13 protein-coding genes, 1 tRNA gene and 1 rRNA gene (1 of these 15 running past the window's edge) are annotated in these 12,643 nt (G+C 40.0%); 13 read left to right on the forward strand and 2 right to left on the reverse strand.

All coding sequences use genetic code 11. The features are described 5' to 3' along the window. The 3 genes from CLOL250_RS14085 to CLOL250_RS02925 form a co-directional block, all read left to right on the forward strand. Positions 1 to 2,096: ribosomal RNA gene (locus CLOL250_RS14085) — 23S ribosomal RNA — on the forward strand; it begins 1,132 nt to the left of the window's first position. 137 nt (positions 2,097 to 2,233) lie between these two features. After that, positions 2,234 to 2,304, forward strand: a tRNA-Trp gene (locus tag CLOL250_RS02920). 257 nt (positions 2,305 to 2,561) lie between these two features. Continuing rightward, positions 2,562 to 2,822, forward strand: coding sequence for a type II toxin-antitoxin system Phd/YefM family antitoxin (locus CLOL250_RS02925; RefSeq protein ID WP_008400561.1), 261 nt, complete (start codon positions 2,562 to 2,564; stop codon positions 2,820 to 2,822). Between the two features lie 77 nt (positions 2,823 to 2,899). On the opposite strand, the gene CLOL250_RS02930 is transcribed toward CLOL250_RS02925, so the two are convergent. Next, on the reverse strand, positions 2,900 to 3,193 hold the full coding sequence (locus tag CLOL250_RS02930) for a helix-turn-helix domain-containing protein (protein ID WP_008400562.1): 294 nt from the start codon (positions 3,191 to 3,193) through the stop codon (positions 2,900 to 2,902). 80 nt (positions 3,194 to 3,273) lie between these two features. Between CLOL250_RS02930 and CLOL250_RS13230 the strand changes: the two genes are divergently transcribed. The 5 genes from CLOL250_RS13230 (at position 3,274) to CLOL250_RS02950 (ending at position 5,860) form a co-directional block, all read left to right on the forward strand. Then, positions 3,274 to 4,176: an Ig-like domain-containing protein gene (locus CLOL250_RS13230; protein WP_008400564.1), complete on the forward strand. Its 903-nt coding sequence runs from the start codon at positions 3,274 to 3,276 to the stop codon at positions 4,174 to 4,176. A 108-nt stretch (positions 4,177 to 4,284) separates the two neighbouring features. Next, entirely contained in the window at positions 4,285 to 4,407 is a 123-nt protein-coding gene (locus CLOL250_RS14090) for a hypothetical protein (protein WP_008400565.1), read from the forward strand. A gap of 63 nt (positions 4,408 to 4,470) precedes the next feature. Next, positions 4,471 to 4,593 carry a type II toxin-antitoxin system prevent-host-death family antitoxin gene (locus CLOL250_RS14370; RefSeq protein ID WP_008400567.1) on the forward strand — a complete coding sequence of 41 codons (123 nt, stop codon included), beginning with the start codon at positions 4,471 to 4,473 and terminating at the stop codon, positions 4,591 to 4,593. Between the two features lie 246 nt (positions 4,594 to 4,839). After that, a complete protein-coding gene (locus CLOL250_RS02945) occupies positions 4,840 to 5,061 on the forward strand; it encodes a FeoA domain-containing protein (RefSeq protein ID WP_147554314.1) in 222 nt (73 codons plus the stop codon). Positions 5,062 to 5,203: 142 nt separating this feature from the next. Then, positions 5,204 to 5,860, forward strand: a complete 657-nt coding sequence (locus CLOL250_RS02950; RefSeq protein WP_008400570.1) for a hypothetical protein — start codon at positions 5,204 to 5,206, stop codon at positions 5,858 to 5,860. A 147-nt stretch (positions 5,861 to 6,007) separates the two neighbouring features. Here the strand turns inward: CLOL250_RS02950 and CLOL250_RS02955 are convergent, their stop codons facing one another. Continuing rightward, complete coding sequence (locus tag CLOL250_RS02955; RefSeq protein ID WP_044944857.1) at positions 6,008 to 7,324, reverse strand: aspartate kinase; 1,317 nt, start codon at positions 7,322 to 7,324, stop codon at positions 6,008 to 6,010. Between the two features lie 369 nt (positions 7,325 to 7,693). Between CLOL250_RS02955 and CLOL250_RS02960 the strand changes: the two genes are divergently transcribed. The 5 genes from CLOL250_RS02960 to CLOL250_RS02980 all read left to right on the forward strand — a co-directional run bounded on the left by CLOL250_RS02960 (position 7,694) and on the right by CLOL250_RS02980 (position 12,639). Further along, on the forward strand, positions 7,694 to 8,134 hold the full coding sequence (locus CLOL250_RS02960; protein ID WP_008400573.1) for a 6-carboxytetrahydropterin synthase: 441 nt from the start codon (positions 7,694 to 7,696) through the stop codon (positions 8,132 to 8,134). Between the two features lie 72 nt (positions 8,135 to 8,206). Then, positions 8,207 to 9,559 (forward strand): Firmicu-CTERM sorting domain-containing protein, encoded by a 1,353-nt coding sequence (locus CLOL250_RS02965; protein ID WP_274922228.1) that lies wholly within the window; start codon positions 8,207 to 8,209, stop codon positions 9,557 to 9,559. Between the two features lie 3 nt (positions 9,560 to 9,562). Then, on the forward strand, positions 9,563 to 10,153 hold the full coding sequence (gene xrtG / locus CLOL250_RS02970; RefSeq protein ID WP_008400576.1) for an exosortase family protein XrtG: 591 nt from the start codon (positions 9,563 to 9,565) through the stop codon (positions 10,151 to 10,153). After that, on the forward strand, positions 10,140 to 11,513 hold the full coding sequence (locus CLOL250_RS02975; protein WP_008400578.1) for a TIGR03111 family XrtG-associated glycosyltransferase: 1,374 nt from the start codon (positions 10,140 to 10,142) through the stop codon (positions 11,511 to 11,513). Before xrtG ends, CLOL250_RS02975 begins: the two co-directional genes overlap by 14 nt. Further along, complete coding sequence (locus CLOL250_RS02980) at positions 11,506 to 12,639, forward strand: hypothetical protein (protein ID WP_008400579.1); 1,134 nt, start codon at positions 11,506 to 11,508, stop codon at positions 12,637 to 12,639. Before CLOL250_RS02975 ends, CLOL250_RS02980 begins: the two co-directional genes overlap by 8 nt. Positions 12,640 to 12,643 lie beyond the last annotated feature (4 nt).

Genomic DNA, 12,643 nt, shown 5'->3' on the forward strand with positions numbered 1-12,643 from the left:
CGATGAGGTGTGGGTAGGGGAGAAATTCCAATCGAACCCGGAGATAGCTGGTTCTCCTCGAAATAGCTTTAGGGCTAGCCTCGTATTAGTCTAGCGGAGGTAGAGCACTGAATATCCTAGGGGGCGTCAAAGCTTACCGAAGATTATCAAACTCCGAATGCCGCAGAGATGATGTACGGGAGTCAGACTGCACGAGATAAGTTGGGTAGTCAAAAGGGAAAGAGCCCAGACCATCAGCTAAGGTCCCAAAGTGTGTGTTAAGTGGTAAAGGATGTGGGATTTCGAAGACAACTAGGATGTTGGCTCAGAAGCAGCCATACATTCAAAGAGTGCGTAATAGCTCACTAGTCGAGAGGTCCTGCGCCGAAAATGTCCGGGGCTAAAACACACCACCGAAGCTATGGAATGTGAACACATTGGTAGAGGAGCATTCTTAACGTGACGAAGCTGTACCGGAAGGAGCAGTGGAGTGTTAAGAAGAGAGAATGCCGGAATGAGTAGCGAGATTTAAGTGAGAATCTTAAAGGCCGAATATCTAAGGTTTCCAGGGTAAAGCTGATCTTCCCTGGGTAAGTCGGGGCCTAAGGCGAGGACGAAAGTCGTAGTCGATGGATAACAGGTAGAAATTCCTGTACCACATACAAACAGAACTGTGGGGACGCAGAGAGAAAGCCAGAGCCGGAAATGGAAAAGCCGGTGCAAGCGAGGTATCCGTAAGGGAGGCAAAACCCCCTTGCAAGGAGAAGACGTAATGCGGAGTGAACTATAAGTAACGAAGCTGGTGAGCTAGCTGCCAAGAAAAGCCGCTATTGTTTTGTATGTGCCCGTACCGTAAACCGACACAGGTGGATGAGGAGAGAATCCTAAGGCCGGCGGGAGAAGTGTTGTTAAGGAACTCGGCAAAATGACTCCGTAACTTCGGGAGAAGGAGTGCCATAGAGATATGGCCGCAGAGAAATGGCCCAAGCAACTGTTTAGCAAAAACACAGGTCTATGCAAAACCGAAAGGTGAGGTATATGGGCTGACGCCTGCCCGGTGCTGGAAGGTTAAGAGGAGAGCTTAGCGCAAGCGAAGGTTTGAATTTAAGCCCCCAGTAAACGGCGGCCGTAACTATAACGGTCCTAAGGTAGCGAAATTCCTTGTCGGGTAAGTTCCGACCCGCACGAAAGGCGTAATGATTTGGGCACTGTCTCGACAACACACCCGGTGAAATTGAAATACCAGTGAAGATGCTGGTTACCTGCGCCAGGACGGAAAGACCCCATGGAGCTTTACTCCAGTTTGATACTGGGATTCGGTACTGTCTGTACAGGATAGGTGGGAAGCTAGGAAATGATGACGCCAGTTGTCATGGAGCTGACCTTGGGATACCACCCTTACAGTACTGGGTTTCTAACCTGCAGCCGTGACCCGGCTGGGGGACAATGTCTGACGGGGAGTTTGACTGGGGCGGTCGCCTCCGAAAGGGTATCGGAGGCGCTCAAAGGTTCCCTCAGAATGGTCGGAAACCATTCGAAGAGTGCAAAGGCAGAAGGGAGCTTGACTGCGACACCGACGGGTGGAGCAGGTACGAAAGTAGGACTTAGTGATCCGGTGGTATAACGTGGGATTGCCATCGCTCAACGGATAAAAGCTACCCTGGGGATAACAGGCTTATCACTCCCAAGAGTTCACATCGACGGAGTGGTTTGGCACCTCGATGTCGGCTCATCGCATCCTGGAGCTGTAGCAGGTTCCAAGGGTTGGGCTGTTCGCCCATTAAAGCGGTACGCGAGCTGGGTTCAGAACGTCGTGAGACAGTTCGGTCCCTATCCGGCGTGGGCGTAGGATATTTGAGAGGAGCTGTCCTTAGTACGAGAGGACCGGGATGGACGGACCGCTGGTGTATCTGTTGTTGACCAACAGCATGGCAGAGTAGCCAAGTCCGGCAGGGATAAACGCTGAAGGCATCTAAGCGTGAAGCCCCCCTCAAGATTAGATATCCCATTCTTTAAAGAAATAAGACCCCTTGAAGACTACGAGGTTGATAGGTCTGAGGTGTAAGTGCGGTAACGCATTCAGCTGACAGATACTAATAGGTCGAAGACTTATCCTGAGAGGTTCGAAAGATAAGCGGAAGAGATTGGAGAGAATGAGGTCGTAAGACTTTCTGTATGAAATTCTGAAGGTACATGAAAAGTAAATATTTCATCTACCTGTGAAGTGTCCCAATTTAGGACACTTAAGCAGTATAGGGGATTGGTCAAATGGTATGATAGGGGTCTCCAAAACCTTTGGTGGGAGTTCGATTCTCTCATCCCCTGCTAACAATTAATGACGCTAGAGCTAGTAAAATCAACGGTTCTAGCGTTTTTCTTTGTTTAAAATCAGATAAAATAAATTAGATTAAACGACCTATTTTCACTTTTAATCAACATTTTTCATGAGTAAACTTGTGTAAAACTTGTGTAGACATGTATATTAAAGTTGTGTATAACAAGAGAATGCATTTTACAGTTAGTTACTTTTACATAGAGTGTAATTATGGCATAATAATATCATTATAAAGGAGGTGGGTATTATGCCACAGATTATACCAATTAAAGAATTAAAAAACACAGCAGAGATATCTGATATGTGTAACAAATCTAAAGAACCAATTTGTATTACAAAAAATGAGTATGGCGATAAGGTTATAAAGAGTATGGAGAGTTACGAAAAAAACTTAAATCGAGTGGCAATGTATCATGATATAAAAATTTCGGAACAGCAGATAAGAAATGGTCAGGTAGGGGATGCAAGAATTTCACTCCAAGAAACGAGAGAAAAGTATGGTTTATAATTTAGAATAATATAACAAGTGGAAAATTGCTGGGATTGAAAAATGACCCACATATACCAGAGGTGGTATATGTGGGTTTATTCATCTTCAAAAACTGTTTCATTCATTTCAGGAAAATCTAAGAACTGGGATAATGTCATGCCAAAGCCTGTAGCTATTTTGTGCAGAGTTTTTAATTTAGGATTTTTTGTGTTCCCCTGCATTAAATTATTCAATGTGCTTTGGGTAATACCAGAAAGCGTGGCTAATTTATTGACTGTGATATTCTGTTGTTTACACAGGTAAGTTATTCTGTAAATAATCACGCTGGAATATGTCGTATACTTATATCTCCTAATAACATAAGTATACAAAATATTGTCACCAAACATTAACCGTACACGTTTGACTTGTGTAATTCTTTATCGTAAAATATAACAAAATGATATTTATTACTTAGGAGGGTAATCAAATGAACAAAAGAAAAAAAGGGTTGTGTCAGTTACTTGCATGTATGATGGTGCTTGTTATGATGATATCCTTATCATCTGTAAATGTACAGGCAGCGAGCAAGGTAAAGATTAATAAGACAAAGACAACTATGTATGTTGGTACTCCAAAGACATTAAAAGTCACTGGTACAACCAAGAAAGTAACATGGAAATCAAGCAATAAGAAGATTGCTATAGTATCGGCAAAGGGAAAAGTAACACCTAAGAAAGCCGGAACAGTAGTTATCACAGCAAAGGTATCCGGTAAAAAATATAAATGCAAAGTAACAGTTAAGAAACCATATTTATCTGCAACGAAAAAGACTGTGAAAGCTGGTTCAACATATAAACTGGTATTGCATGGAACAAATGTAAAGAAATGTTCTTCTACAAATAAAAGTATTGCAACTGTGAAAAAGAATGGCAAGAATGCTGTTACAGTAAAAGCAGTTAAGTCTGGAAATGTAAAGATAAAAGTTCAGGGAACAAATGGAAAAACATATGTATGTAATGTGAAAATAAAATGTGCGAAACATACATGGAAAGATGTTACTAAGCATCATGATGCTGTAACTCATAAGGAGAGTGTTAAGATTAAGGATGCTTGGGATGAGAAGGTAACTACTACAGAAGGTCATATTTTTTGTGCAGGATGTGGTATGGATTATACTGCAGCAGGTTACTCCTCATCTGATGATTATATTATCATACATTCTAGATCTTGTCAGGGTGGTAGTTCATATTATGGTGATGATGTTCTAGTAACCAAAACAGTACATCATGACGCCGTTTATGAAGATCAAACAGTAACAGATAAACCTGCATGGGACGAGTACTTATATTCAGAGTGTACTACTTGTGGTGCAATACAGAAAAATAAATAAGTCAACAACTAAATAATATAAACCTTTATGAGAGTCAGTTATGTAAAAGTAACTGACTCTTTTCATTGTATATAAGGGAAACTAAGCAAAGGAGGAGTCAAAAGTCATGTGAAAAGAAAACGATTTGAATTTAAGGTGATTTTTGAAGAAGGAGGAACAAGAGAGAATTTAGTTTATTTTACGGTTATTTACTTTTGTAAAGAATACAATTATGGAATAATACCATTATAAAGCAGGAGGTGGGTATTATGCCACAGATCATACCAATTAAAGAATACAGCAGAGATATCGGATATGTGTCACAAGTCTGAAGAACCAATTTATGTTACAAAAAATGGATATGGTAATATGGTTATTATGAGTATGGAGAATTACGAAAATACCATGAAGCGAATAGCGATGTATCATGATAATTGAAGTTTTTTTCCATCGACTTGAGAACTATTCACACAAAATATAAATAGGAGAACTTGTGAACAAAAAGGTTTCTAAAGCATGGTTGACCAGATAGTTAGTTTCTGATAAGAAAGATTAGATTGTTGAACAATAATTAGCATTGACTTGCACAGGGAGTACGGAAGTATAATTTATATAAGCGGGGATATACTGAGCATATTTTAGCAGATGATTGACACATATTTGTTAGAAGAAAGGGTGGTTGTTATGATGTCATTATCAAATGCAGCGGATGGATTTTGTTCAACGATCGCATGGAACTGTGCAGATAAAGCATTATTTGGAGATTGTCAGCTTGATACAGGGGACGAAGTTCAGGTGGTATCATCATTTTTCGGAAATGTGATCGTCCGGGTACACGGACGATGCCTTGCGATTACTAAGGATACAGCAGAACGGATCAAGATGTGCCAGCCGGATGTACAGTAAGAGATAAAATTTTTATAACTGTTATTGAAGTCGTGGGCAAATGTTTTATTGTGTAAATGCTAAATGAAAATGAGTTGGTTGAAATTATAAATAATATATATTATTATTTATATATCAAGTATTTGGAGGGAGACATTTACAAATGAAAAAAAGAAAAAGAAGTATTATATTATTATGTGCATTATTGATCGTTGCACTCATACTGCCATGTAGTGGAAGCGAGGCAGCATCTAAGCTTACTAAAAAGCAAAAGGCAACATACAAGAAGTGTTTGGATAAATATTTTTATAAGACAAATTGGCCATCTTGGTGGACTTCGTATGTAAATGATACAAAGGAACATACGGAGATAGCATTTGCGGATATTAATAATGATGGGAAAAAAGAACTTTTGGTTTACAGTGCAGCAGGAGCTTCCTGGCAGTGGAGGGCAGCATATAAGACAAATGGGAAACCTTTAAAGTTTAAATATTATTATAAAGGAAAGCTTAGAAGCAAAAGTACAAAGAGTGACCAACATGGTATATATACACGTATAACAAAAATGTCTGATAAAGCATTTGTAGATGAATTTGGTGGACATATGGGTTTATATGTAAAAACATATTTTAAAAAGACCAAATCGGGTGGAACAGAGGTCGCGAAATATAGCACACGGATGGATCCGGTAACGTATAAAACAATAAACGAGTATTATGTAAATGGTAAGAGAACAACAAAAAAAGCTTATCAGAAAAAAGTAAAATCATTAGGAAAGTTTAAAAAAATTACATATCAGAATTATAATGATGTCTGGTAAAGTGGGAATATATTTAATATGAATACAAACGCCTGTCATTGGATTGAATAAGAACCAATGACAGGCGTTTGTATTACCTGTGCGAGGACAATAAGCTAAAGTCTGTATTTATACAATGTGCTCTGATAATTGCCCACGATATAAATATTATTTTGTAATAAAGGTGCTGTAGATTGCTTTGATGGCTGTCTCGAAGTCACGGTTTTCAACACCGATGATGATGTTAAGCTCAGAAGAACCCTGATCGATCATCTTGATATTGATGCCCTTGTTTGCGAGAGCAGTGAAAAGCTTGCCTGCTGTACCGCTGGCTGACTTCATACCACGACCTACAACTGCGATCAGTGCAAGACCGGATTCAATCTCAACAGAATCCGGTTCTGCCAGACGATGGATAGCAGATACAACGCTCTGTTCCTTATCGATGAATTCGTCTGCATGAACAACGATGGTCATAGTATCAATACCGGATGGCATATGCTCAAAGGAGATGTTGTTTTCCTCAAATGCCTGAAGAACTTTACGACCGAAGCCGATCTCTGAATTCATCATTGCTTTTGTAATGAAGATTGTACAGAAATCTTTCTTTCCGGCAATACCGGTTACGACATAATCCTGCTTCTGGCAGGTACTTTCAACGATCCATGTTCCTGCATCTTCCGGTGCATTTGTATTCTTGATATTGATAGGAATACCACAGCTTCTTACAGGGAAGATTGCATCTTCGTGGAGAACGGAAGCACCCATGTAGGATAACTCACGAAGCTCGCGGTATGTGATATATTTTATCGGCTTTGGATCCGGAACGATTCTTGGGTCAGCTACAAGGAAACCGGATACATCTGTCCAGTTCTCATATACATCTGCGCGGCTGGCTCTTGCAACGATAGAACCTGTTACATCGGAACCACCACGAGAGAAGGTCTTAACATTTCCATCTTTACCCATTCCGTAGAAGCCGGGGATAACGGCGCGTTCATTTTGAGCGAGACGCTCGGTCAGACGCTTGTATGTCTTATAATCATTCAGATTTCCTTCTTCGTTGAAGAAGATGACTTCTGCCGAATCGATAAATGGAATACCAAGGTAAGCTGCCATGACTTTACCGTTTAAGTATTCACCTCTGGATGCAGCATAATCGCTCTGAGGATTCTCGGCGAGGTTCTTTTTGATCTCCGCAAAATCGTCATCCAGACTGAAATCCTTCAGCTCAAGACCTGTGATGATCTCATCGTATCTTGCTTTGATCGCCTTTAATTCTTCGTCAACATCATTGCCTTCGCTGGCGGTCTGATATGCATGAAGTAACATATCGGTTACCTTAGTATCTCCATCAAATCTTTTTCCCGGAGCAGAAGGGACAACATATACACGGCTATCATCTGCATGGATGATTTTACCGACTTTCTTGAACTGCTCTGCACTTGCAAGGGAACTTCCACCAAATTTAACAACTTTCTTCATAATAAACTCCTGCATTTTTATTTTATTTACAAATTATCTCTATCTTAATATTATTGTGCCGATTAGACAAGGAAAAAATGTGATTTTTTTGAATTTTGAATGATCGAATAAAAACCTCTTGTATAATGGCTTTGTTTTAGGCAAAATGTTGAACCTTTTCAGAAATAATCAGAGATTTTTGATAGATGAAATATAAGAATATGGATTTTACATGTAAATTGTGCAAAATGACTGAAACAGATGAAAAAATTCGTTATTCCAAAATGTGAAAAAACGTTGTACTTCCTTGAATTTGCTTGTTTTCTATACTAAAATGGCAGTCGAAAAGGTAGCATAATGCCCAAACGGCTAGAAGATTGAGGTGATAATGTGATTGATTATTATAAGTGTCAGTATCATTTTAACGCCAGTCATAGCTTTGATGGAAATAAAGAACAGGCACACAGTCATACATTTACGATGATACTGTATATTCGTAATTATTCCGGCCGAGATATGGATTTTAAACGGCTTGACAGAATGATTGAGATTTTTCTCGGCAGATATGAGGGCATGTATCTGAATGAACTTCCCTGTTTTGCAGGGAATGCAAGTATAGAGGCAATCGGAGATTATTTTTACGAACAATTAAAGATAAAATTATCGGAATTGAATGCGGAGCTGATGCAGCTTGATATAGGGGATACACCGCTTGGGGTGTATCAGGTGTGTGATCGCATTTTGTTACCGACGGTTAATGAGAAACGGAGCAGAGAAAATCTGGAGGCAATCTTGTTCTATAAGAAACAGATGCCTGACCAGAAAAAATAGATAGGGACTCATTCGGATAAGATGGGTCTTTTTTGTGTGGAATGTCATAAAACAGACAGAAAGAAGGCATGTATGATGAGACATAAGAAAATCTGTAAAAAACTAATAACTGTAGGGATAGTGGTATTATTGATTGCTGTTTCCTGTATGCCAATGACAGGAATGAGGAGTCAGGCAGCAACGTTTGAGGATAATGGAAATACAGTGGATATATATACGGATAATAATTATTTGTGTATCCGTTATAATGGAAGCTGGTCAGGATATCTGAATGAGCACTTTGACCTGTCGGCAGACGGAGTGTCACTGGATCGATTGAATGCGATCATATTGAATAATGAAAATAATGGAGACGGAAGTTCATTTTCAGTAAAGGATGCATGGAGTTCGGAAATCAGTGGGGCTTCCGGAACAGTTACAAATACCGGGAAAAAACAATATTACGGATATGAATTTATGACATGGAAGATTCAGGTCCCACTTGATACTTATGAGGCTTTTAATCTTGATACGCTGAAGGTAACATATAAAGGGCAGAGCACGGAAGTTACGATTGGTACAAAGAATACTACGGAAGAAGCTTCTACAGAAAATACGGAAGAAATTACATCTGCTACAGAGAAGGACTCAACGGAAGAAATTCTGACGACCGAAGATACAACTGAAACTGAAAAAAATGATACAACAGAGATATCCGGTACGGAATCAGAAGACAGCAGTGCAACAATTTCTGAGACTACATCGGAGGATAACAATAATGCAAGCACTACCGGAGAAATGACGGACGAGGCAACAACAGAAACAACAGGCGGAATCCATGTAGGCGGCAATATCCAGATCGATGGATATTATGATGATTGGGAAGGAAGACCGAAGACGGAGATTACATATTCCAGTAATAACAAACAGTGTAATCATTATGGTCAGCTTGCATTAGACGGGGATACTTTATATGGCCATTTTAAGATGAATGAATTATATACCTCCGGTATGCAGCTTCAGATCTGGTATCTGACGATCAACGGCAAGACATTTGCCATGCAGATCCAGCCGGAAAAGAACGGAAATATCGACTGGAGTACGCAGGTTCCGAGATCAGAAGGAATCCATACCAACTTGAAAGCTTTTATCGGATATGGAAATAATAATGAATGTGACAGTAAAGTAGCATATACAGTGTATGATGCAGAACATAAGGATAATACGCCGGGAGATGAGGTGGAATTCTCGCTCAGTCTGAAACGTCTGGCAGAATTAACAGGTATTCCTGCGGATGAGATGGGAACTATCACGATCCAGAATCCGAATATCGGAGGTCAGGGTGTGTCGATTGCCGGATCTTCTACAGGACCGGTCGTAGGTGTGTTGATCGCTCTGTTACTGGCAGCAGGCTATGTTGCAAAGAAAAGAAAGGGTAAAAGGTAGAAGATGAACTGGCTGGTATTTGTCTGTCTTCTTGGTTGGATCTATATATTAACAGTATTATATCGGGCAAAATTGAATTTCTGGTATTATATCTGCGGAAGTGTGGGATTGTTTATTTTCAGTCTGATACTGATAGAACCGTATGTCGTAGTTCCGCTTCAAAAGGCTGTCTCTGCTGTTGCCGGTGTGATCGGTGGGCTGACGCATCTCTATGATTCTTATTTTCAGCAGGGAATTCTGTTTATCCAGAATGGCGGAACCAGTCTGTCCTTATATATTGATTTTGAGTGTTCCGGTGTGATCGAGATGCTGGCGTTTCTTGCGCTGCTCTGGTTCTTCCCGGTCTATGACAAATATGAGAGAGTGGTTGTAAGTATGATCGGAGTGATGGCGATCTTCCTTGCAAATGTGCTTCGGATCTTCTTTATCTGCCTGCTAGTTCATATATGGGGCATCGATATGTATTTCTTTGCACATACGATATTTGCCAGAATCCTGTTCTATGGATGTACAGTATTCCTGTATTTCTATGTATTCACGAAACCACAGATTGTCAGACAGAAGGTAGGTGCATTCCGTTATGACAGCAATTAAAAATATGCTTATGTCTTCCGTGATCTTCTGGGTGGCATGGATCGTCATTCCGTTGATCATGGAAGTGATTCCGACGGTCGGGAATTTTATCATCCTGTTAAAACGCAGGATCATGAAGAAGAAATATAAGCCGTTATCTCATTATCCGGAGGTATCTTTGATCGTTCCGGTCTACAATTCGGCAGAAACCCTGTATGCCTGTGTGCAGTCAATCTATCAATCGAATTACCCGAAGGATAAGATATTTGTTCTGCTTGTCAATAATATGAGTCAGGATAACAGCTTTGAGATATACAGCAAATGTCAGAAGGATTTCCCGAATCTCTCGATCAATTGGATGAATTCGAAGCAGGGAAAATCCAAAGCCCTTAATCTGGCATTGTTTAACTGCCAGGGTAAATATATTATCCATATTGACAGTGATGGAATGTTAGAACCGGATGCTATCAGAAATATTGTTACAATGTTTGAGAATGAACCGGAAGTTCACAGCCTGACCGGAACAGTACTGACGAATCCGGAGTTGATCGATCAGACGAATCGGTGCGCTTTACGGTTACTGCAGAAGATGGAGTTTGGAGAATATTGTCAGGCATTTCTATCCGGCCGTAATTTCCAGTCGGAGCTGAACAGTATCTTTACTCTGTCGGGTGCTTTTTCGGCGTTCCGTAAATCTGCGATCATGAAGACGCAGTTATATAATACGGATACCCTGTGCGAGGATACTCATGTAACTTTTCAGGTACGGTTTCAGATGAAGAAGCGTGTGGCGCTTTGTCCGAATGCGATCTTTTTTGTAGATCCAATCGAGAGCTTAAATAAACTATATGTTCAAAGACAGCGGTGGCAGAGCGGTGAACTGGAAGTGCTTCATATGTTCCGAAAGGACAAGATGAACATTGGCAGGAGTTTCTTTAAAGATTTCGTCATGCGGATCCTTGTGTATGATCATACGTTTGCGTTTCCTCGAATGATCTGGTATTTTGCGATTATCTGTCTGGCATTTATCAATTATCCGATGAAGCTTATTGTGACATCACTCGTATTCTTATTCTTTTTATACAGTATGGCCAACTCCCTGTTGTATATCTGTATTATTCTGTTTTTAAAGGATTTTCCATATTTGAGAAAATATTATGCAAGGAAATGGTATCTGATCTTTTTACTTCCGCTGTTTAATTTTATTGTATTCTGGTTCCGGTTTGCAGGAATTATTAATTCAACCAGAAAAACAAGAACATGGCGGACAAGAGACCTGCATGAAGAATGGAATGACTTTAAACAGGTCGTGATGCATGATTTTGCAGGAGCACACCGGGTTCTGGAGAAGATCAGAGATGAGGTAAATACCAGTGAATAAAGAGAAAAAACAATCATGGATAAAAAAATTATATACATCACCGAATCATAGGATTTTTTCGATATCCGCAACCGTGATCCTGTTTATTATGATATTTATGGGATGTATCTGTTATGAGTTATTACAGAACCGGGAAGCAGTGATACAGGCATATGAGGATGATCAGGAGGACTATCTACAGTTATTAGCCTACAACATTCAGTCAGTTCAGAAGTCAGGAAAAGATACAGAGGTTCTTGCTTTTTTACAAGAGAAGACAGTTTCCGCAGGAGAACGGTTCTTTGTATATACAAGAGGTTCGGAAGTGCTGTGGGCCAAGAATGAGAATACAACGAATGCATTAGGTAAATATTCAGAGATCACAGAATTCTGGAAGATGATACAAGAACAGGATGTTGTAGTGAATACAGTCAGATGGACGGTCGGACAGGAAGAATGTACGATCAGTGTGGTGTCTGATATGGATAGTATTCTGGAACGGACATCTACAATAAAGCATGGATATTATATTGTAATTGCAACAGGACTTGTAAGTGTCGTTCTGCTCGGTCTATTGATTGCATTGTTGGAATCATGGAACAAGGCAGAGAAAAATCTGAAGGGTACGAAAAAAGAACTGGACAAACGTAACAGGAAGCTTGAAAAGGTGACGAGTAATGCCGGAAATATGGGGTTTGAAAAGACTTCAGATGACGAGGTAGCAAAGAATATCTATGTGCAGAATCAATATAACAGTTCGCATGAATTCTATGATAATAATTTTCTTCGTATTCTGCTTCAGAAATCGGATGATGAAGCGTTAAAACCGATCCATTATATGTTTATTCATCTGGATATGCTGGATCGTTATTACAGCAGACAGGAGATCTTTCATTTTATGAGAAAGATTCGTTCCGGACTTTATCAAAATGAGATCATGGGTGAGGTGAAGAAAGGCTTTTTTGTTATTCTGATTTACAGGCTGGATGAACAGCAGGCAAAAGACAGGGCGGATGAGATTTACCGGTACTGTATCAGAAAGTCCGAGAATGCATATCGCTCGATACGATATGACTTAATTGATGTTGGAGTGAAAAAGCCGTTGGATGTGTACGATGCTTATACCAGAAAGCAGGAGGAGGCGTAGCGGA

Origin of the sequence: Clostridium sp. L2-50 (assembly GCF_000154245.1) — a bacterium.
In the GTDB taxonomy this organism is placed as follows: Bacteria; Bacillota; Clostridia; order Lachnospirales; family Lachnospiraceae; genus Coprococcus.

Excerpts from the sequence above, each read along its gene's own strand:
- CLOL250_RS02925 (WP_008400561.1), top strand. The coding sequence starts at position 2,562 with ATGCCACAGATTATACCAATTAAAGAATTAAAAAACACAGCAGAGATA.
- CLOL250_RS02930 (WP_008400562.1), bottom strand. The coding sequence starts at position 3,193 with ATGTTTGGTGACAATATTTTGTATACTTATGTTATTAGGAGATATAAG.
- CLOL250_RS13230 (WP_008400564.1), top strand. The coding sequence starts at position 3,274 with ATGAACAAAAGAAAAAAAGGGTTGTGTCAGTTACTTGCATGTATGATG.
- CLOL250_RS14370 (WP_008400567.1), top strand. The coding sequence starts at position 4,471 with ATGTGTCACAAGTCTGAAGAACCAATTTATGTTACAAAAAATGGATAT.
- CLOL250_RS02945 (WP_147554314.1), top strand. The coding sequence starts at position 4,840 with ATGATGTCATTATCAAATGCAGCGGATGGATTTTGTTCAACGATCGCA.
- CLOL250_RS02950 (WP_008400570.1), top strand. The coding sequence starts at position 5,204 with ATGAAAAAAAGAAAAAGAAGTATTATATTATTATGTGCATTATTGATC.
- CLOL250_RS02955 (WP_044944857.1), bottom strand. The coding sequence starts at position 7,324 with ATGAAGAAAGTTGTTAAATTTGGTGGAAGTTCCCTTGCAAGTGCAGAG.
- CLOL250_RS02965 (WP_274922228.1), top strand. The coding sequence starts at position 8,207 with ATGATGAGACATAAGAAAATCTGTAAAAAACTAATAACTGTAGGGATA.
- xrtG (WP_008400576.1), top strand. The coding sequence starts at position 9,563 with ATGAACTGGCTGGTATTTGTCTGTCTTCTTGGTTGGATCTATATATTA.
- CLOL250_RS02975 (WP_008400578.1), top strand. The coding sequence starts at position 10,140 with ATGACAGCAATTAAAAATATGCTTATGTCTTCCGTGATCTTCTGGGTG.